The sequence below is a fragment of the Lysobacterales bacterium genome (assembly GCA_016703225.1).
GTDB lineage: Bacteria > Pseudomonadota > Gammaproteobacteria > Xanthomonadales > Ahniellaceae > JADKHK01.
Genome location: JADJCM010000003.1, coordinates 850,687 through 871,391 on the forward strand (window position 1 = coordinate 850,687; position 20,705 = coordinate 871,391).

The window sequence follows — 20,705 nt, forward strand, 5'->3', positions numbered from 1 at the left end:
GCTCCGGCCCGCGATGCCTTGGCTCAATTCGGCGCCACGATCCGAATCCCCGGGTCGTAGTCGTAATCGACCACGGTCTTGCTGCGCTGGCCCATCGCCTCGCCATCGGTATCGATTCGCGTCGGGTAGCCGCTGGCCTTGTCGAGGTAGATGGTGCTGGTGCCGGCCGAACGGATGCCCATCATCTTCACGTCGAAGTCGTAGGCAAACACCTTGCAGTCGTGACCGTTGATGGTTTCGTCGCCGAGCATACGCACGTTGCGCGTGCCTTCCATCGACGCCTTCATCATTTCCGGCTTGTAGGCATCGATCATCTTGCTCATGCTCATCGGAAACTTCATCCAGTTGCCGCCCTGGTGCTTCATCCAGGTGCCGTCGCCGATGATGATGAACTCGCTCTCCGCCGACTTCATGTGGAACTTGTTCGGCCAGTTGGTGCGCATCTCCGAGCTCGTCACCCGACCCTTCTTGTCGGTGCTGCTGATCTTCGCGGTGAAGGCCAGGTCGCGGGCATCGAACATCTTCGCCCACAGACCCATCAGTTCGGCGCGGGCGGCCAGATCATCGGCATGCACGGCAGGGGCAACGAGACTGCCGCAGGCGAGCGCGAGCGACAGCAGCAGGGACCGGATCGACATCATTGGACTCCTCAGGTGGGGGACGCGAACGATAGCAAGCCTCCGCAGAACCACGGCAGAACCGGCCACTCCCCTTCAAACGGCGCCGGGTTCCCGCGCCGCGGCGACGTGGCTACACTTCGCGCCGCTCGCGGCCGGCCGTTCCCGGGAGGGCCTTCGACTGCCGCCGCAACCCGCCTCATCCTTCCGTTCTGGAGTTCCATCCCATGATTTTCGAAACGCTCGCGTCCACGGGTCACGAGGAAGTCGTCTTCTGCCACAACAAGGACGCCGGACTGAAGGCGATCATCGCGATCCACAACACGGTCCTCGGGCCGGCGCTGGGCGGTCTGCGCATGTGGCCGTACAAGACCGAGCAGGACGCGCTGAACGACGTGCTGCGCCTGTCGCGCGGCATGACCTACAAGGCCGCGGTCTCGGGCCTGAACCTGGGCGGCGGCAAGGGCGTGATCATCGGTGATCCGTCCAAGGACAAGTCGGAAGCGCTGTTCCGCGCCTTCGGTCGCTACGTGAACTCCTTGAACGGCCGCTACATCACCGCCGAGGACGTCGGCATCGACGTCAACGACATGGAATGGGTGCTCAAGGAAACCGATTTCGTCACCGGCGTGCACCAGGTGCATGGCGGCTCCGGCGACCCCTCGCCGTTCACCGCCTACGGCACCCTGCAGGGCCTGATGGCGACGTTGAACGCCAAGTTCGGCAATGAAGACGTCGGCAAGTACAGCTACGCGGTGCAGGGCGTTGGCCATGTCGGCGGCGAGTTCGTCAAGCTGCTGCGCGAACAGGGCGCCAAGGTGTTCGTCACCGACATCAACAAGGAGTCGGTGCAGCGCTGCGTCGACGACTATGGCTGCGAGGCGGTGAGCCTGGACGACATCTACGACGTCGATGCCGACGTCTATTCGCCGTGCGCGCTCGGCGGCACCGTCAACCACAGCACCATTCCGCGCTTCATGTTCAAGGTCATCTGCGGCGCCGCCAACAACCAGCTCGCCACCGAAGACTGCGGCGACGAAGTCGAGAAGCGCGGCATCATCTATGCGCCCGACTACGCCGTGAACGCCGGCGGTCTGATGAACGTGTCGCTCGAGATCGACGGCTACAACCGCGAACGCGCGATGCGCATGATGCGCACGATCTACCACAACCTCGGCAAGATCTTCGCGATCGCCAAACGCGACAACATTCCGTCGTACAAGGCCGCCGACCGCATGGCGGAAGAGCGCATCCAGACCATCGGCAAGATCCGCCTGCCGCACATGGGCAACGGCGCCCCGCGCTTCCTCGGCCGCATGCGCGGACTGGGCTGAGCACTGGCGCCCCCGACGCCACGCGCACCCCGCGCGTGGCGTTTTTATTCGGACCTACGGAGTTTCCGCGATGCGCGCATTTCCCCTCGGCGAAGACATCGACCTGCTGCGCGACACGGTGCGCGCCTTTGCCGAGAAAGAGATCGCGCCGCGCGCGGCGCAGATCGATCACGACAACCTGTTCCCGGCGGACCTGTGGCGCAAGCTCGGCGAACTGGGCCTGCTCGGCATCACCCTGCCGGCCGAATACGGCGGCTCGGAAATGGGCTATCTGGCGCATCTGGTCGCGATGGAAGAGATCTCGCGCGCATCGGGTTCGGTGGGCTTGAGCTACGGCGCGCACTCGAACCTGTGCGTGCAGAACTTGTACAACAACGCCACACCGGAGCAGCGCGCGCGCTACCTGCCGAAGTTGTGCTCGGGCGAGCACGTCGGCGCACTGGCGATGAGCGAACCCGGCGCCGGTTCCGACGTGGTCGGCTCGATGGCCTGCCGCGCCGAGTTGCGTGGCGACCACTGGCTCGCCAACGGCTCCAAGATGTGGATCACCAACGGTCCCGAGGCCGACGTGCTGGTCGTGTACATGCGCACCGCCGGCAAGGAAATGAAGTCGCGTGCAATGACCGCGTTCATCGTCGAGAAGAGCATGCCCGGCTTCCGTACCGCGCAGAAGCTCGACAAGCTCGGCATGCGCGGCTCCAACACCTGCGAACTGGTGTTCGAGGACTGCGCCATCCCGGCCGAGAACGTACTCGGCGAGGTCAACAACGGCGTCAAGGTGCTGATGAGCGGCCTCAACACCGAGCGCCTGGTGCTCAGCGGCGGCCCGCTCGGGCTGATGCAGGCGGCGACGGAGATCGCGCTCGCGTATTCGCGCGAACGCAAGCAGTTCGACTCGCCGATCGGGACCTTCGGCATCATGCAGGCCAAGCTCGCCGACATGTACACCGCGCTGCAGAGTTCGCGCGCCTTCGCCTACCAGATCGCCCGCGACTACGACGCCGGCCACCGCTCGCGCATCGACACCGCCGCTTGCCTGCTGCACGCATCGCGCTCGGCGGTCCAGGTCACGCTCGAAGCCATCCAGACACTCGGCGGCAACGGCTTTATCAACGAATACCCCACCGGCCGCCTGTTGCGCGACGCCAAGCTCTACGAGATCGGCGCCGGCACCAACGAAATTCGCCAGATGTTGATCGGGCGAGAGTTGTTCGAAGGGCGTGCCTGAGCATACGCAATGCTTCGGTCGTGCCTGCCGCGGCTCCTGCAGCATGGCCACCACGCATCTGCCCAAGCACCGAACCGGTAGCCGTGCCCACCGTCCGGGTGGCGAGGCCGCTCGCGTTGACTGCTTCGGCGCCGCAGCCTCAGACTCCAGCCATGCACCCGACGCTTCCAACGGGGAATTGCCGCATCGGCGTTAACGCTTCGGGAGGGTTTTCACGCATGGCCCCTGCACAGAAGAAGCCGCGAAGCATTTCGCGCAGATGCAGACTGGCCAGGCCCTCGGCGTGACTCACGCCTCGGACGTCGTGGTGGTCGGCGGCGGTCTCGCAGGCATGGTCGCGGCGCTGGAATTGTTGCGCGCCGGGCATTCCGTGACGCTGGTGGATCGCGATACGCGCGAGCGATTCGGCGGGCTGGCACGCTGGGCCTTCGGCGGCATGGCGCTGGTCGGGACGCCGCTGCAGGCACGCTTGCGGATTGCGGATACACCCGAGATCGCGCTGCGCGACTGGGTCCGCTTCGGTGAACTCGACCCCGCCGATCAGTGCTCGATGGCCTGGGCGCGATGCTACGTTGAGCGTTCCAGATCAGACGTTTATGACTGGTTGCTCAAGGAAAACATCACCTTCCTGCCGGCGGTGAACTGGGTCGAGCGCGGACGCTTCGGCGAGGGCAATTCGTTGCCGCGTTACCACGTGATCTGGGGCTGCGCGCGTAAACTGGTGTTGTGCCTGAGCGCGGCGCTCGACCGCGCCGACCGCGGCGGATCGTTGCGCCGCTTGCATCGTCATCGCGTCATTGCACTGGAGCACAGCGCCGGCCGCATCGACGGCGCGCTGGCGATCGACGAGAACAGCGGCCGCGAGCTCCGCCTGCAGGCGCCGGTGGTGGTGCTGGCGATGGGTGGCATCAATGGCGCCCACGACGAATGCCGGGCGAACTGGCCGAAGGATCGGCCGCAGCCGGCAACGATGCTCAACGGTGCGCATCCGTTTGCAGATGGCAAGCTGCACCATCACGTGGCCGAAACGCTCGACGGGCGCATCGTCAACGCCGGCGAGATGTGGAATTACGCCGCCGGCTTTCCCCACCCGTTCCCGCATTTCGACGGCCACGGGCTCTCGACGATCCCGTGCAAGTCGGCGCTATGGCTCGACCATCGCGGCGAGCGCATCGGGCCGGAGCCGCTGGTCACCGGCTTCGATACCCATTGGCTGTGCCAGCGCGTCGCCGAGCAGGCCAAGCCCTGGACCTGGCAGCTGCTGAACTGGCGCATCGCGGCCAAGGAGTTCGCGATCTCGGGCGGCGAGCACAACCAGCGCATCCGCGACCGCCAGTTCCTGCGGTTTCTGTGGGAGACGCTGTTCGGCAACCATCGCCTGGTCCGCCAGATGAGCCGCGAGAGCGCCGACTTCCTGGTCGACGAAACGCTCTCCGGGCTGTCGGCGCAGATGAACGCGTTGACCGCGACGCACGACATCGACGCGACGCGATTGCAGGCGACCGTGGACGCCTTCGACGCGCAGTTCGCCCGCGGCCTGGCGCTCGCCAACGACGACCAGATCCGTCGCATCGTGCATGCGCGGCAATGGCCGCCGGACCGGCTGCGCACCTGCAAGCCGGCGCCGTTGCAGCAAGCGGGCGCCGGCCCCTGGATCGCGATCCGCACGCAACTGGTGACGCGCAAGAGCCTCGGCGGCCTGCGTACCGACCTCGAAAGCCGTGTGCTCGATGGCGCTGGCGCAGCGATCCCCGGGTTGTACTGCATCGGCGAGGCGGCCGGCTTCGGCGGCGGCGGTTGCAGCGGCAAGCGCTCGCTCGAAGGCACCTTTCTGCCCGGTTGCATCCTCACCGCTCGCGCGGCGGCGCGCTCGATCGTGGGTGGCGGCTGAGCGTCCACGCGGGCTCCATCATTGGTTCCAATTCAGCCGTTGCCTGCCCGAGGCGACGGCGTATGCTCGGGCGGCAGGGCCCTGGATGCCCGTGTTTCTACTGCGAGGCCTGCGTGAATGCATGCACGGCGCTGTTCCGCTGCGGTGTCGGGTGGCTGATCGGGCTGCTCGGCTTGCTTGCGGCGGGCGCGTCGCGGGCCGAGGTCGATGGCCGCTTCGAACGACTTGGTGTCGAGCAGGGACTGCCCAACGGCAACGTGACCGCCCTGCTCCAGGATCGCCTCGGATTCCTCTGGATCGGCACCCAGAGCGGCCTGTTCCGCTTCGACGGCTACCAGTTCCGTGCCTACCAACGCGCACCGGAGCGTGGCGCCGGCCTGTCCGACGGCTGGGTCTGGGCGCTGCACGAGGACGCCGACGGCCGGCTTTGGGTGGCCACCCTTGACGGCGGACTGAATCGCTTCGACCCCAAGCAGCGACGGTTCGAGCTGTTTCGGACGCCGGCGCCGCCCAACGGCCCATCTACGGCGGATGCGCGCGCGCTCGACAGCGACAGCGGCCCCCTCTGGCTCGGCGGCAGCGCAGGCCTATCGCGTATCGATCGTCGCAGCGGGCAGCCGATCGACTGGCCCGACCATGACGCTGCAGCGGCACGCGCGCGCTCAGATCGGGTCAGTGCGTTGGTGTCGGACGGTGCCGGAGGCGCATTTGTGGGCAGCGGTCGGCAGCTCGGGCACTGGCACGCGGACGGCAACTGGCAGCCGGTGGTGGCTGCCGAGGCATCCCCCCTGCCCCCGATCTCGGCGCTGCACCGCATGCGCGACGGCAGCCTGTGGGTCGGCAGCGAGTACGGCACGCTGTTTTGGCTGCCTGCGGGCGGCGACCGCCTGCAGCCGACGCCCATGCCCCCCGAATTTCGCGCCAACGCCGTGACCGCCCTGACCAGCGATGCCGATGGCCGCCTGTGGCTCGGTACCTTCGCCGATGGGCTCTGGCTACTCGAGGCCGACCGGCGCAGCTGGCGGCACTTCCCGGCGCAGCCCGCCGATCCGCGGGCACTCGCCGATGCCCGCATCTCGGCGCTGCTCCCCGATCGCAGCGGCGGTCTGTGGGTGGCCAACTGGAACCACGGCCTGCACCGCCTGGATCTGGTCAGCGTCGGCTTCGACCGCTTCGGCGTCACCGACGAGGCTGCCTGGCAGGTGTATGCGATCGCCGGTGCGGAGGATGGCGGTCTGTGGCTTGGCACCATCGGCCACGGCGTGCAGCGAGTCGCGGCCGATGGCCGTGCGCTGCAGTCCCACCGCCACGATCCCGACGACCCGCACAGCCTCAGCCACGACGTGGTCCGCTCGCTGGCGCGCGACCGCGCGGGCACGCTTTGGGTCGGTACCCATGCCGGACTGGACCGGTTGCGAGCGGATGGCGGCTTCGATCACTTCCGTCATGGCGAGTCACCGGGCAGTCTGGGTGCGGGCCCCGTGCGCGCGATCCTGGAGGACCGCCAGGGTCGGTTCTGGGTCGGCACCGAGAGCGCTGGCCTGTACCGCTTCGACCGCGACACTGGGCGGGCCGAGCGTGCGGGTCCCGCATCCGGGCAGCCCGGCAGCCTCGGCAACCCTTGGATCAACGTGTTGCTCGAGGATCGACACGGGCAGCTCTGGGTGGGCACCCAGGGCGGACTCAACCGCTGGCGATCGGAGCGCGCCGACTTCGAGTCCTGGCGTCACCAGCCCGGGCAACCCGACAGCCTCGCCCACGATCGCGTGAACTGCCTGTACGAGGACAGCAAAGGGCGCCTCTGGGCCTGCACCGGCTCAGGGCTGGACCGGATCGAGGCACGCAGCGACGGGTTGCACTTCATCGCGCACGGACCGGAACAGGGTCTGGCCGCGGAATCGGTCGGGACGGTGCTGGAAGCGCCGGACGGCCGGCTCTGGATGAGTACCACCGCGGGACTGTCCTCGCTCGCTCCCGACACCAGCCGCATTCGCAACTACGGTGCCCGCGACGGCGCGCAGGCGAACGGCTACTTCGTGCATTCCGGCCTCGCCGCGAGCGATCGCCAGCGGCTCTACTTCGGCGGCCTCGCCGGGGTCAGCGTGGTGCAACCGGCGCTAGTGCGCGACAACCCGTTTCCACCACCGGTGCGGCTGACCGACCTGCTGCTGTTCAACAGCCCGGTGCCGCTGGCTTGGCAACAGGCGGACTCGCCGCTGTCGGACGCCATCGAGTTCGCGCCGTCGGTACGGCTGGATCATCGGCAAAGCGTGTTCGCCCTCGAATTCGCGGCGCCCCACTTCGCCGATCCGGCCAGCAACCGCTATCGCTATCGTCTGGTCGGCTTTGATCGCGACTGGCAGCAGACGCCGTCGAGCCGGCGTTTCGCGACCTACACCAACCTCGAAGCCGGGCAATACCGCTTCGAGGTCCAGGCCAGCAACGAGGATGGGCTTTGGAGCGCGCAGCCGGCCAGTCTCGAAATCGAGGTGCTGGCGCCACCGTGGCGCTCACCGCTGGCCTACCTCGGCTATCTGCTGACGCTCGCGGCGATTGGCGGGCGCTGGGCCTGGACGCGTCGCGAGAAACACCGCACCGAACAACGTCACCTCGCCGCCGTGCGCGCTTCCGAAGAGCGCCTCAAGCTCGCGCTGTGGGGCTCGGGCGACAGCGTGTGGGACTGGGATCTCGCCCACGGCAGCGTGCACCGCGCCGGACTGGAATTCCTCGGCTACGAAGCCAACGACCTGGCGCCGACCATCTCGACCATGGAGGCCCTGATCCATCCGGACGACCTGCCGGGGGTGATGGAGCGACTGGAGCGCCTGCGTCGCGGCCAGGCCAGCGACTACAGCGCCGAGTTCCGCGTCCGCACCAAGGATGGCCACTGGCTGTGGGTGCTCGATCGCGGCAAGGTGGTCGAGACCGACCCGGTGAGCGGCCAGGTCACGCGCATCGCCGGCACCCTGAAGAACGATCAGGCGCGCAAGGAAACCGAGCAGGCGTTGTTGCAACTCGCCAAGTACGACCCGCTCACCGGGCTTCCGAACCGCGCGATGTTCCTCGACCGCCTGCACGCGGCGTTGTCGCAGGCACGCCGGCAGGGATCGCAGCTGGCCCTTCTGTTCGTGGACCTGGACCGCTTCAAGCACGTCAACGACTCGCTCGGACATGGGGTCGGAGATGGTCTGCTGAAGGTGGTCGGGCAGCGACTGCGGCACAGCTTGCGCGAAGGCGACCTGGTCGCACGACTCGGCGGCGACGAATTCACGGTCATGCTTGAAGGCATCCAGGGTGCCCACGAGGTGGCTGCCCTGGCCAACAAGCTGCTGCAGGTCTTCGCCACGCCGCTGTGGGTAGACGGCCGCGAACTGGCGGTGAGCCTGAGCATCGGCATCAGCCTGTTCCCGGACGACGGTGACGGTGCCGAGGTGCTGCTTCAGCACGCGGACACCGCGATGTACGGCGCCAAGAATGCAGGTCGCAACGGGTTTCAGTTCTATACCCGGGAAATGAACCAGGCCGTCGTACGCAGGCTGGCGATCGAGAACGGGCTGCGCCGCGCCATCGAACGCGGCGAACTGCGCTTGGTGTACCAGCCTCGGATCGGCATCGCGAACGAGCGCTTTGTCGGCTCCGAAAGCCTGGCGCGTTGGCAGAGTGCCGAACTGGGTGCGGTGGAGCCGGCCGAGTTCATCCCCGTGGCCGAGGATTCCGGCTTGATCCTGCCGCTCGGCGAATGGCTGCTCCGCAGCGCGTGCGAGCAGTACATGCACTGGCAGCGCCAAGGGTTGTCGCCCTTCGCACTGTCGGTCAACGTTTCGGTGTTGCAGTTGATGCGTGGTGGCTTGGTCGCGCTGGTTGAGCGGGTGCTGCAAGAGACCGGCATGCCAGCGGAGCGGCTCGAACTCGAGATCACCGAGACTGCGGTAACCAGCAACGCCGAGCTCGCCATTACCGTGCTGCGCGAACTGAAGGCGCTCGGCGTGCACATCGCCATCGATGACTTCGGCGTCGGCTACTCCAGCCTCGGGCAACTGAAGCGTTTCCCGATCGACATCCTCAAGGTCGACCGCAGCTTCGTGCTCGACATCGGCCAGGACCGCGACGCCGCCGCGATCGTCAGTGCCATCATCGCCATGGGCCATGCGCTCGGCCATCTGGTGGTGGCGGAAGGCGTGGAAACGTCCGAGCAGCTGGCGCTGTTGCGCCAGCAGCACTGCGACCAGGCGCAGGGATTCCTCCACAGCCGCCCGCTGGAGGCCGAGGCCTTCACCCAGTATCTGCGCGCACAGTCCGGGCGTGGCGTCCTGGCCTCCACGACGATCGGCTGATCACCCGGCGCCGTTCCTCCGGACCTCGACGCGCGCACGGTTCCGCGGCTCCGGCAGACGTTACATTCCGTGACCCAAGTTCCGGAGCCCTCGACCATGCGAGCCACCCTGATTCGCTTCGCCCTTCTGCTGTGCGCCCTGCCGCTCTCGGTCCACGCGCAGTTGCTCGCCCAGATTGACACCAGCCGCAGCAGCGGGGTGGCGCCGCTTGCGGTCTACTTCGACGCCACGTCGAGCACCGGTCTGTCCGGCAACGACCTGCTCGGTGCGCACATCGAATGGGAATTCGGCGACGTGGGCGCGGGCTCCTGGTCGACCACGGGCAAACCGCGCAACCTTGCCACCGGGTTCCTGGCCGCGCATGTGTTCGAGACGCCGGGGCAGTACACGGCCACGGTCCGCGTCACCGACGTCGCCGGCAACAGCGCCAGCGCCAGCGTCCAGATCCAGGTGCTGGACCCGGAATCGGCCTACGCCGGACGCACCCGCTGCGTATCGCGCACCGGGGATTTCACGGCCGCCCCAGCCGGATGCAGCACGGTCAGCTCCACCGATCTCGCGGCGCAACTGGCCTGGCTGAACGGCGCAGCGACACGGCGCCTGCTGTTCCGGCGCGGCGAGTCGTGGACGGGAAATCTGCATCTGTCCGGCGCCGGTCCGGCAACGCTCGGGGCCTTCGGTCCAGGCGCACCCCCGGTGTTCCACACCCAGGCGGGGGCGCAGGATGGCGTCGACGTGTCGGGCACCGACTGGCGCGTGATGGACATCGAAATCAACGGCAGCCAGATGGGCGCCGCGGAAAGCGCGGGCGGCGCCGGTGGCAGCGACGTGCTGGCACTGCGCATCCGCGCGCATCACGCGCCGCTGGTCGGCTGGGGCATGGGCGGCGACGACGTGTTCCTGGTTGATTCGGTGATCGAGGACAACAGCTACTTCTCGGTCTACACCGACGGCGTTGGTGTGGCGGTGATGGGTTCGCGCATCGACCAGGTGCGGGTCGCGACCAGTTTTCTGCGCCCGCTGGAGAGCCGCAAGGTGTTCATCGCGCACAACGTGATCGACGCCTCACGGCCGGCGCCAACCACCGGCATCAAGTGGCATGGCCGCCAGGGCGTGATCACCGACAACCGCATCCGCGCCGGCACCTCGCGCATCGGGCTATCCAACTCCGAAGGGTCGCCGACGGGCCTCGACGTCGATCGCGACCTCGGCATGCTGCTGATCGAGCGCAACCGGCTGGAGCCGAACGGCAACCCGGTGGTCGACGACTACAACACCTGGGGCGTCAGCTTCGGCTTCAACACCGCAGTCATGGTGCGCAACAACCTGCTGGTGGACATGAACATCGCCTTTGGTGGCGGCGAAGGGCACGCGGCCGATGTGCGGGTGCTGCACAACACGGTGTTGATGACCGATGCCGTGCGCGGCCTCAACCTGGCCAACGGCGATTTCATCGGCTTCCACCAGACCCTCGAAGACTTCGTGTTCGCCCACAACCTGGTGGCGATCCTGGCCACCGTGGCCGGATCCGCCTACCCGGAGCCCGGGCTGTTCATCCGACTGCAGGACGGCAACGGCATCACCCTGTCGCACAACCTGGTCTACAAGCCCGACCACGCCATCGACAACTTCATTGCCAGCGGCCCGAATGCCGGCTACCACACGCAGGCGCAGTGGATGACGCTTGGCATCGACACCGGATCAATCGAGGCCGCACCGCAATTCGTCTCGCTGGACCCGAACGCGGCGAATTTCCTCGACCTGCTCGCCACCAGCCCCGCGGTGGATTCCGCGCTGCCGAGCGGCACGCAGGCCGACTACCACGGTCGTCCGCGCCCACAGGACGGCGATGGTCAGGGTGCGCCGGCGCCGGACATCGGCGCGATCGAGCGCGAGGCGTTCGTTCCTATCGGCCTGCTGTTCGCGAACGGTTTCGAGGGCTGAGCAGCGCGACGCCACCTGCGGGTCGGAACGTGGCAGCATCGGCGCTCCACCGATCGAGCCCCGTGTCGATGCCGCGATCCCTGCCCGTCACTGCGGATGACTACTGCGCGTTGGCGCGCGGCCGTCTGCCGCGGTTCCTGTTCGACTACATCGACGGCGGCGCCGGTGCCGAGCAGACGCTGGCAGCAAACGTGGCGGCGTGGTCGCGCGTGCAACTGCGCCAGCGCGTGCTGGTCGATGTCGGTGGTGTGGATAGCTCGGCCTCGCTGTTCGGCCTCGACTGCACGATGCCGCTCGCGCTCGCACCGATCGGGCTCGCCGGCATGATGGCGCGGCGCGGTGAGGTGCAGGCGGTGCGCGCCGCGCGCACCGCGGGCGTGCCGTTCACGCTGTCCACGGTCGGGCTGTGTGGCATCGACGAGGTGGCCGCGACCGGCGCGCCGTTTGCGTTCCAGTTGTATTGGCTGCGCGACCGCGCCCTCGTCGCCGCGCTGATCGAGCGGGCCAAGGCCGCCGGCTGCCGCACGCTGGTGTTCACGGTGGACCTGCCGCTCGCCGGCGCCCGCCACCGCGACGCCCGCAATGGCCTCGGCCAGCAGGGGCTGCGTGCGCGATGGCAGAAGCTCGCGCAGGTGCTGGCTCGGCCGGCGTGGATCCGGGACGTGGCGCTGCGCGGTGGTCCCCTGCGCCTCGGCAGTCTGGAGACGCACGTGCCCACGGCGCGGGATCTGGATGCCTTCCGTCGCTTCATCGACGCGCAGTTTGATCCGCGCGTGACCTGGGCCGACCTCGCCTGGCTGCGCGAGCGTTGGCCGGGCACCCTACTGCTCAAGGGCATCCTCGATGTCGACGACGCACGTGCCGCAGTCGCGGCCGGCGCCGACGGCCTGGTCGTCTCCAACCACGGCGGGCGCCAGCTCGATGGGGCGGCGGCGACGGCGGCGAAACTTCCAGCCATCGTCGCCGCGGTCGGCAACCAGACAACGGTGCTGGTCGACGGCGGCGTGCGCAGCGGCATCGACGTGTTCCGCGCGTTGGCGCTCGGCGCCCGCGGCGTACTGATCGGGCGGCCGTGGATCTTCGCGCTCGCCGCCGGTGGCGAAAGCGCGCTGACGTCGATGCTCGCGCGCTGGCAGCGCGAACTCGCCATCACCATGGCGCTGACCGGCGTCACCCGCATCGCCGACATCGGCGCGCAGCACCTCGACCCGCCCTGATCCCGTTTCCGGAGAATCCCATGCCCAATGGCGCCCAAGCCCTGATGCAGACCCTGGCCGATGCCGGCGTCACCGTGTGCTTCACCAACCCCGGTACCAGCGAGATGCACTTCGTCGCCGCGCTCGACGACGAGCCACGCATGCGCGCCGTGCTGGCCCTGTTCGAGGGGGTCGCCACCGGCGCTGCCGACGGCTACGCGCGCATGGCCGACCGCCCCGCGGCGACCCTGCTGCACCTGGGCTGCGGCCTCGGCAACGGGCTTGCCAACCTGCACAACGCGCGCAAGGGCAAGGTGCCGGTGGTGAACATCGTCGGCGACCACGCCACCTACCACGCGCCGCTCGACGCGCAACTGCAGTCCGACATCGAGACCGTGGCGCGCAACGTGTCGCCGGGTTTCGTGCGCACCTCGAAGTCCACGGCCGAACTGTGCCGCGACGCGGTCGATGCCATCGCCGCCGCGCGTGGCTTGCCGGGTCAGGTCGCTACGCTGATCCTGCCCGCCGACGTGTCCTGGGGCGAGGGCGGCGTGCCCTGTCCACCGCCACCGGCACCGACGCCCGCAGCGGCCGATGCCGCCACCGTCGCAGCCATCGCCGCGATCCTGCGCTCCGGTCGCAAGAGCGCGTTGCTGCTTGGCGGCCGTGCGCTGCGCGAACCGGCCCTGATGGCCGCGGCGCGCATCGCCGCGAAATCCGGCGCCAAGCTGCTGTCCGAAGTGTTCCCGACCCGGCTCGAACGCGGCGCCGGCCGCCCACCGATCGAACGCATCGCCTACCTGGCCGAACTCGCCGGCGTGCAGCTCGCCGGCCTTGAGCATCTGGTCCTGGTCGATGCCAAGTCGCCGGTGTCGTTCTTCGCCTATCCGGGCAAGGCCAGCGACCTGGTGCCCGCCGGCTGCACGGTGCATACGCTCTCGACGCCCGCGCAGGACGCGGCCGGCAGCCTCGCGGCGCTCGCGCGTGCGCTCGATGCCGATCAGGCACCCGTCACACTGCAACCCGCGCAACGCCCGGGTCGGCCGCGTGGACGACTCAGCGCGGAAAAGGTGTGCAAGGCGGTCGGCCATCTGCTGCCCGAGGACGCGATCGTCATCGACGAGGCGATCACCTCCGGACTGATGCTGCCGCGCATGACCGCCGGCTGCCCCGCACACGATCTGATCACACTGACCGGCGGCGCCATCGGCCAGGGCCTGCCGAACGCGATCGGCGTCGCCATCGCCTGCCCGCAGCGACCCGTCATCGCGCTCATCGGAGACGGCACTGCGATGTACACGATCCAGTCGCTGTGGACGATGGCGCGCGAACAGCTCGACATCACCGCGATCATCTTCAACAACGCCAGCTACTCGGTGCTCAACGTCGAACTCGAACGCGTCGGCGCCGAACGCATTGGCGCCAAGGCGCGCTCGCAGCTCGACCTCAGCGGACCGCGCCTCGACTTCGCACGCCTCGCCCAGGGCATGGGCGTGCACGCCGCCCGCGCCGACACCGCCGAAGACTTCTGCACGGCATTCGAATATGCGCTCGCGCACCCGGGCCCGCACCTGATCGAAGCGCTGATCCCGGAGTCGCTCAGCGGCACCAAACGCCGCATCCTCCCCTGGCTCCTGCGCGCACTGCCCTCGCTGCCCCCCGCCATCGCGCAGGCCTTGAAGCGCAAGCTGGCGCCGTGAGGCCGCAATCGGCGATGGACTGGCGCCATCCCTTCAGCGCGCAGATGCGGCGGGTCGTCGTGCCGAGCAAGACCCCCGACATTCCGCCGGGCGTCCAGGTGCAGGAAGTTGCGCCTATTCCGTTTCCCAAAGTCGGCGCACGGGCACTGCGAACATCGCGTTGCCAAAGCTGATCGTGGCGCTGCCCTCGTAAAGCACGACGCCCGCGGCGAAACGCGGTCCTGCGGCGCTCTGCAGTCTGCGCAACCCGCGCAGGTCCGAATCGGTTACGGTCGCAGCGGCCTTCACCTCCACGCCGGCGACGACGCCTTCGCCTTCGACCACGATATCGACCTCAAAGTTGTCACGATCCCGGTAGTGGAAGAAGTCAATCGGATCGCGGCGCCAGCTGGCCTGGCGACGCAAGTCCTGCAACACGAAGGTCTCCAGCAGGGCGCCGAGCAGGGTCCGGTTGGAGTCCAGTCGGGCGGCATCGAGCCCGAGCAGCGCGCATGCGATCCCGGTATCACCGATGTGCAGCTTCGGTCGCTTGACGAGCCGACTCAACGGATTGACGTGCCATGAGGGCAGACGCTCGAGCAGAAACACGCGTTCGAGTAGGGTGACGTGCTCGTGGATCGTCTGGCGGGTCAGTTCGAACGGCGCGGCCAGGTCCGCCACATTGATCAGCCCAGCGGTGTGGGTGGCCACCAGGCGCATCAACTTCGGAAGCGTGTCGAGTGAGCGAATGCGGCTCAGATCGCGCACATCGCGCTGGATCTGGGTCTCGACGTAATCGCGATACCAGGCTCGCCGCCGCGCTGCCTCTCTCCGTGCATGGACGGCTGGATAACCGCCATCCGTGATGCGACGCGCCAAATCACGTCCAAGCGGCTCGCCCAGAACAGTCCGGAACCGTCCGCGCAGCAGATCATCGAGGAAGCGCGGACGAATACGCTGAATCTCGCACTGCGCGAGCGGATGCAGCTGAAGAATGCCCATCCGACCGGCAAGCGAGTCGGCCAGGTTCGGAACCAGCAGTACGTTGGCAGAACCGGTCAGAATGAACCTGCCGGAAGTACGCCGCGAATCAATCGCAGCTTTCAGCGAGGTGAAGATTTCCGGGACCCGCTGAACTTCATCGAGAATGGTCTTCGCCGACAGCCGCGTGACGAACCCGACCGGGTCGGCCTGTGCCGCGGTCCGGATGGCGTCATCGTCGAAAGACAAGTACCGGTAGCCACGGCCCTCCCCGACCTCTCTGGCCAACGTGGTCTTGCCGCTTTGCCGAGGTCCATGGATGAGCACGGCTGGCGTGTCCCGCAGCGCTTCGCGCAGGCGCGGTGCAAGAAACCGAGGGAACGGGTGAGCGCTACGCATGCTGAGGGTCGAAGTTGGCAGTCGGCTGAATGCTAGTTCGGGCCTCGGCTGAATGCTAGTTCGACCATCGGCTGAATGCTAGTTCGCGCGTTGGCTGGTTGCTGATTCATGGGCCGCTTTGGTGTCCGCAGCAAGCGGAGGCGTTCCGTCGTCAGGTCCCCGCCGCGCAGGCTCTGCGCGACGGGGAGATTGCAGGGTATTCGACGGATCAGTTGCCGAAATCGCAGATGCGATCGTATTGCAGGCAGGCGTTCCGATTGCCGGAGTCGCACATGGCGGCGAGCTTGGCGCAGAGGGCGGCCGATCCGGTCAGGGTCGGGACGCCGAGGGAGTGCAGGTCGGTTCAGTCACTGCCCGACAGAAACGCAGCGCCGACTCAGCCCCAGAGCAACCGCAGCACCAGCCACGCCGGCACGCCGAGGTAGTAGACGAGGTGCGCCATGCGTTCGAGCAACCGACGCGTTGCGGGTGCCGCAGCGCGGTGCGCGAAGAACATGGCGGTGGTGGTGGCTTCGATCAGCAGGCGCATTGCTGCAGCGAGGAGCATCAACCCGAGCGACCACGCCGCCCACCAGATCAGCAGGCCGGTGAACCAGGCGATGGGTCCGTAGGTCTGGAGTTCGCCGAAGGTCCCACCGAAGGCAATGTGCTGGTGCAACCGGAATGCGAGCAGCGCGGGCAGCAACGGGAACAGCAGGAACTTGATCGCGGCGTGGTCGAGCCAGCGCTGGCCGGTGACTGCGCGCAGCGTGGCGAATTCGGCGAGTCGTTGCGCGCGCGGTGTCGCCCAGGTCACGCCGCTGCCAGCGCCTTCGAGCAGCGATGCCAGCGGCTGCGGATCGGCGAGCGCGATGGTGGTCGGCCAGCGCCGACCCGAGGCCAGGCCCAGTTGCAGCGCTGCGCCCGGGCCGCCGACCCAGATGGCATGCAGGCACGCGATGCTGGCGATCGGCAGGTCGAAGCGTTGCGCCCCGGACTCGAACACCAGCGTCGCGGCCTCGACGCGCGCCGTCGCCGCATGCCCGTGACGGATCGCCCATGCCAGCACCAGCGGCAAGGCGACGCCGAAGACGAAGCCGCGCACCTGCAGCAGCGAATTCACTTGCAGGCCATCGACCGCGAACATGCGCCAGCCCAGCCAGGCCAGCGTCAGCGCTGCGCCGATGCGCAACAGCATCGCGGCGTAGCACCACTGCGGGGACAGCAACACCACCGCAACTGGCGCGACCGGCGTCGTCGCCAGCGGTACGACCGGGTTCGGCGCCGTCGCCCTTCCCCATCGATGCCACAGGCCGGTCAGCACAAGCAACCCGAGGAAACCGAGCGCGGCCGGGCCGACCCAATCGCCCAGCTGCAGCATCAGCGTGGGCACCGACGCGCGCAGTGGAATCTCGCCGACCAGCACCGCCTGCTGACCCATTTCGGTATGCACGACCACTTCGCCGGACTCGTCGATGATCGCGCTCAGTCCATTCGTGGTCGCGCGCAACTGCGGCAGGCGCGTTTCGATGCTGCGGAAGGCCGCGACCTGCAGATGCAATCGCGCCCCTGCCGGATGCGCGCTGAACCAGGAATCGTTGGACAACCCGACGATCGCCTGCGCGCCCAGTCGTGCGCCATCGATCGCCAGTTGCGGGCGCACGTCGTCGAGACAGATCAGCGGCACGACATTGGCTTCGCGGCCATCGGCGAGCGTCAACGGGAACGCGCGCGCACCATCGCCCGGTCGCCAACGACCGGTCCACGGCAGCCATCGGCGCACGCGAGGACCATCGAGCCAGTCCGGCACCCGCTCGGTGAACGGGAACAGATGCGTCTTGCGATAGTGCCCGAGCAGGCCGCGCGCCGGATCGATCACTGCCGCGCTGTTGTATTCGCCACTCGTGTCGCGGTCGTAGGTACCGAACACCAGCGGCACGCCGAGCTCGGCAACGAAGTCACCAATCTCGCGATCGAACGCCGCACCATCGTCGCTCTTGGGGCTGCCGAACGTGGTCGGATACACCGTCTCCGACCACAGCAGCGCCTCGGCGCCCTGCGCGCGCACTGCGTGCTCGGACATCGCGAAGTGGGAGTCGAGCAGTTGCCGCACCACCGCGTAACTGCCGTGTTCGGCACGCGCGCGTTCGAGATCGACGAGATTGGCCTGCACCACGCCGATGCGCAACGCCGGCGCGGGCCCGGACAGCGCCGTCTGCAATGAGGACAGGCGCCACTGACCATAGCCCGCAAGCACCGCGACCAGCATCATGGCGGCGCCGAACGGACGCCACGCCGCGCGACCCGCGCGCAGCGCTTGCGCGAGCGCCGCGTTGACCAGCAACAGCACCGCGGTCAGCAAGGCGGCCCCACCGAGGTCTGCGGCCTGGCGCAGCAGCGGCGATGGCTGCAGGCCATGTCCCAGCGTGTCGCCGAGCAGCTTCGGCAACAGCCATTCGCAGCCGACCCACGCCGCAGTTGCAGCCAGCGCCCGCACTGTCGGATGGAGCTGGCGTCGAAGCGCATGCCACACCAACGCGAAGGCGAGGAACTGCGGCTGCAGCAAGGGCGCGAGCAGCACGAACAGCAGCGTCGCGAGCCAGGTGTTGATGCCGACGTAGGCGCCGAATGCGGCTCCGAACCAGCCGAGCGCGGCCAGCGCGAATACCGCAGCCATCAACGCGGCGTAGGCGAGCACGGCGATCACGGAACGCAGGCGGTGCAGCGTCCACAGCCAGGGCACCAGCACCACGAAGCCGAGCGGCCAGCCGAAGCCGCCGCGCGCGTACAGCGCCAGCAACACGCCGCTCACGACGATGCCGGCCAACGCCACCGAGGCGCTGCGGAGCCCACCCTGGGCCTCGTTCGCCGGGCTCACGATTCCGGCGGCAGTTCGATGGTGCGGATCGGCAATCCCGGCGGTGCCAGTTCCGCTGGCACCACCCGGTCTGGCGGGATCGCGATCGGCTGACCTTGCTCGTCAGAGAACTGCACCTCGGGCGCGAACATCAGGATCGGTTCGATGTCCTCGCCCTGATCGGTCACCTGGTGATGGCGCACATAGCCCGGCGGCAGTGCGAAATCCGGCGGTACGGCGATGCCGCGCAGCAGCGGACTCGTGCCCGGCGGATTGAATGCGGCAATGCCCTCGCGCACGCCGCTGTCGCGCAGTGCCTCGATCAGCTCGCCCATGGTCGGCTCCGCATCGCCTGGACTGAAGTAGGCGGCAATGTCATCGGCATCGTTGCTCGGTTCGGTGAAATCGCTGGCGTCGATGCGTGCATCGCTCTGCGGCGTGGGCGCCGAACGCTTCACCGCGGGCAACGAACTGGATTGCGCAGCCCGCACCGCGCTCACCACGCCACTGCGGTCGCGTTCGACCACCACGGTGCCGGCCGGCTGCGCGCTCGTCGCGACTTCGTGCGGTTTGTCACGTGAGACCAGCACCAGCCCGGCGAGCAGTCCCACAATCGCGCACCCGGGTCCGATCCAGCGGCGCCAGTGGCCGCCGGATCGTTCCGCACGCTGCACGCACACGCCGTCGGCGTCCGTTGCGGACGCCGCGGCATGACGGTCGCTCGTCGAGCTCACCCTGCCCTCACGGACTCGGCGGATTGAACACCGACACCGTCCAGCCCATGCGCTCATGCCCGTAGTTGCGCCAGATCGGGCTCTTGCCGCCGCTGAAGCTGGTGTAACGCGGCGCACCGGTGCCGGTGCTGCCACCCCACAGGCCGGCCTTGACCGTACCGCCGCTGTAGGTCGGGTGCGTGTCGTCGGACTGGATGTAGTCGTAGCTGCTCGACGAACTGACCAGCTTGACGTTGGCATCGCGCAGCGTCGACTTCAGCGTCGAGGTGATCCGCGTCACATAGGCCGCCTCGGTGTCGCCGGCGACGTAGCGCAGCGCGGCCGAATCGACCTGGCCATCGCCGTTGCTGTCGTAGTCGGCGGCCATGAACTCGGCGAAGCTGTCGGCGCACTTGAAGCCCTTCTGGCGTGCGTACTCGCACATCCAGTAGTTCATCTTGCTCAGGTACGGCAGGAAGCGGTCGCGCAGGTTGACCGTTGCGCCGGTGGAGGCGTCCTTGCAGGTGCTCTGCACGTTGTCGGCGTTGTAGCCCGGGTAGTACACGTTCGAAATCACCTTGAGCCGGGTATTCGCGTGCGCGTTGGCATTGATGTAGTCCATCGCCGCGGCGACGTAGGTCTTGCAGTTGTTCAGCGCGGTCTGCATGCCGCTGTAGCTGCAGGTGCCACTCTGGTCCTTGAACGCGGTGCGCGCCTGCAGGCCGTCGTTGCCGCACATCTCGAAGGTGACGACGCGGGTGCTGCTGGCCTGCATGTAGGAACGCTCGGCAACGATCTTGTTGTCGTACACGTCCTTGGCCACCGCGCCGGACTTGGCGCGGCGGATGCTCTCCATGTCCGCGTTCCACAGCGCCGAGAGATACTCGGCATCAACCGTGGGCGCGGAGTATTTCGCGGCGTTGCTGACCGAGCCGTTGTAACCGGCGTAGATCGAATCGCCGTAGGCGACGATGCGGTACTTCGCGGCGGTGCCCGACCGGTCCACGGTCCACGACACGTTCTGGTTCAGGGTGCTGGCCCACGCCGAGGAACCGAGCGCGAGCATGGCCATGGCTGTCAGCAGCCGCAGGCGGCAGCCGTGATGCTGGATATTCATGTTTTCCCTCCCGAGGAAAGTGGTGTTCTTCGACATCGCATCTTTCAAGCCGCCGGCCTCTCGCCGATGGCTGTACTGCCGCCCTGGCGGGTCGCTCCCTCACGACCCAACCCTGACCGGACGGCACCGTATGGTGTGAACCAGTTCACTGTCACGTCGCATTGCAACAAGAAGTGGCGGAATGAGCCCCAGCCTGCGGAATGGCGCCATCGGGACGGTCGCTGACAACGGGTGTTGCGAAGGACAGTCACGACACTTGGCCGGTACCGGTCGGACCACCGGTTTGCGTTGCTGTCATCAAGAGAAGGGGAATGGTTCGCCTTCGTGCCCGCCCACCCGCCGGGGTTGTTCGCCTCGAACTGCGGAATCCGTCCAACACGCCCAGATGAACTAGACGTCCCTTCAACTCGGCACGGTAGTCGGTCGGACGCCAAGG

General features: G+C 67.8%; 12 protein-coding genes. 7 read left to right on the forward strand and 5 right to left on the reverse strand.

Annotation, left to right across the window (positions count from 1 at the left end):
* Positions 1 to 23 precede the first annotated feature (23 nt).
* Positions 24 to 638 carry a hypothetical protein gene (locus IPG63_17075; protein ID MBK6728900.1) on the reverse strand — a complete coding sequence of 205 codons (615 nt, stop codon included), beginning with the start codon at positions 636 to 638 and terminating at the stop codon, positions 24 to 26.
* Positions 639 to 844: 206 nt separating this feature from the next.
* Between IPG63_17075 and IPG63_17080 the strand changes: the two genes are divergently transcribed.
* The 7 genes from IPG63_17080 to IPG63_17110 all read left to right on the forward strand — a co-directional run bounded on the left by IPG63_17080 (position 845) and on the right by IPG63_17110 (position 14,244).
* Complete coding sequence (locus tag IPG63_17080) at positions 845 to 1,951, forward strand: Glu/Leu/Phe/Val dehydrogenase (protein MBK6728901.1); 1,107 nt, start codon at positions 845 to 847, stop codon at positions 1,949 to 1,951.
* A 70-nt stretch (positions 1,952 to 2,021) separates the two neighbouring features.
* Complete coding sequence (locus IPG63_17085; GenBank protein ID MBK6728902.1) at positions 2,022 to 3,179, forward strand: isovaleryl-CoA dehydrogenase; 1,158 nt, start codon at positions 2,022 to 2,024, stop codon at positions 3,177 to 3,179.
* A gap of 259 nt (positions 3,180 to 3,438) precedes the next feature.
* Complete coding sequence (locus IPG63_17090) at positions 3,439 to 5,070, forward strand: FAD-binding protein (protein ID MBK6728903.1); 1,632 nt, start codon at positions 3,439 to 3,441, stop codon at positions 5,068 to 5,070.
* 113 nt (positions 5,071 to 5,183) lie between these two features.
* Positions 5,184 to 9,404: an EAL domain-containing protein gene (locus tag IPG63_17095; protein ID MBK6728904.1), complete on the forward strand. Its 4,221-nt coding sequence runs from the start codon at positions 5,184 to 5,186 to the stop codon at positions 9,402 to 9,404.
* Positions 9,405 to 9,500: 96 nt separating this feature from the next.
* Positions 9,501 to 11,348 (forward strand): PKD domain-containing protein, encoded by a 1,848-nt coding sequence (locus IPG63_17100; GenBank protein ID MBK6728905.1) that lies wholly within the window; start codon positions 9,501 to 9,503, stop codon positions 11,346 to 11,348.
* Positions 11,349 to 11,416: 68 nt separating this feature from the next.
* Complete coding sequence (locus IPG63_17105; GenBank protein ID MBK6728906.1) at positions 11,417 to 12,565, forward strand: L-lactate dehydrogenase; 1,149 nt, start codon at positions 11,417 to 11,419, stop codon at positions 12,563 to 12,565.
* A 20-nt stretch (positions 12,566 to 12,585) separates the two neighbouring features.
* Positions 12,586 to 14,244 (forward strand): acetolactate synthase large subunit, encoded by a 1,659-nt coding sequence (locus IPG63_17110; GenBank protein ID MBK6728907.1) that lies wholly within the window; start codon positions 12,586 to 12,588, stop codon positions 14,242 to 14,244.
* Between the two features lie 114 nt (positions 14,245 to 14,358).
* Here IPG63_17110 and IPG63_17115 read toward each other — a convergent pair whose 3' ends face one another.
* The 4 genes from IPG63_17115 to IPG63_17130 all read right to left on the reverse strand — a co-directional run bounded on the left by IPG63_17115 (position 14,359) and on the right by IPG63_17130 (position 20,269).
* Positions 14,359 to 15,603, reverse strand: coding sequence for an ATP-binding protein (locus tag IPG63_17115; GenBank protein MBK6728908.1), 1,245 nt, complete (start codon positions 15,601 to 15,603; stop codon positions 14,359 to 14,361).
* A gap of 376 nt (positions 15,604 to 15,979) precedes the next feature.
* Positions 15,980 to 18,409, reverse strand: coding sequence for an apolipoprotein N-acyltransferase (gene lnt / locus IPG63_17120; GenBank protein ID MBK6728909.1), 2,430 nt, complete (start codon positions 18,407 to 18,409; stop codon positions 15,980 to 15,982).
* 47 nt (positions 18,410 to 18,456) lie between these two features.
* Positions 18,457 to 19,173 carry a hypothetical protein gene (locus IPG63_17125; protein MBK6728910.1) on the reverse strand — a complete coding sequence of 239 codons (717 nt, stop codon included), beginning with the start codon at positions 19,171 to 19,173 and terminating at the stop codon, positions 18,457 to 18,459.
* A 7-nt stretch (positions 19,174 to 19,180) separates the two neighbouring features.
* The gene (locus tag IPG63_17130) at positions 19,181 to 20,269 is read right to left on the reverse strand and encodes an SGNH/GDSL hydrolase family protein (GenBank protein ID MBK6728911.1); all 1,089 of its coding nucleotides are present in this window, start codon (positions 20,267 to 20,269) and stop codon (positions 19,181 to 19,183) included.
* Positions 20,270 to 20,705 lie beyond the last annotated feature (436 nt).

Excerpts from the sequence above, each read along its gene's own strand:
- IPG63_17075 (MBK6728900.1), bottom strand. The coding sequence starts at position 638 with ATGTCGATCCGGTCCCTGCTGCTGTCGCTCGCGCTCGCCTGCGGCAGT.
- IPG63_17080 (MBK6728901.1), top strand. The coding sequence starts at position 845 with ATGATTTTCGAAACGCTCGCGTCCACGGGTCACGAGGAAGTCGTCTTC.
- IPG63_17085 (MBK6728902.1), top strand. The coding sequence starts at position 2,022 with ATGCGCGCATTTCCCCTCGGCGAAGACATCGACCTGCTGCGCGACACG.
- IPG63_17090 (MBK6728903.1), top strand. The coding sequence starts at position 3,439 with ATGCAGACTGGCCAGGCCCTCGGCGTGACTCACGCCTCGGACGTCGTG.
- IPG63_17100 (MBK6728905.1), top strand. The coding sequence starts at position 9,501 with ATGCGAGCCACCCTGATTCGCTTCGCCCTTCTGCTGTGCGCCCTGCCG.
- IPG63_17105 (MBK6728906.1), top strand. The coding sequence starts at position 11,417 with ATGCCGCGATCCCTGCCCGTCACTGCGGATGACTACTGCGCGTTGGCG.
- IPG63_17110 (MBK6728907.1), top strand. The coding sequence starts at position 12,586 with ATGCCCAATGGCGCCCAAGCCCTGATGCAGACCCTGGCCGATGCCGGC.
- IPG63_17115 (MBK6728908.1), bottom strand. The coding sequence starts at position 15,603 with ATGCGTAGCGCTCACCCGTTCCCTCGGTTTCTTGCACCGCGCCTGCGC.
- IPG63_17130 (MBK6728911.1), bottom strand. The coding sequence starts at position 20,269 with ATGAATATCCAGCATCACGGCTGCCGCCTGCGGCTGCTGACAGCCATG.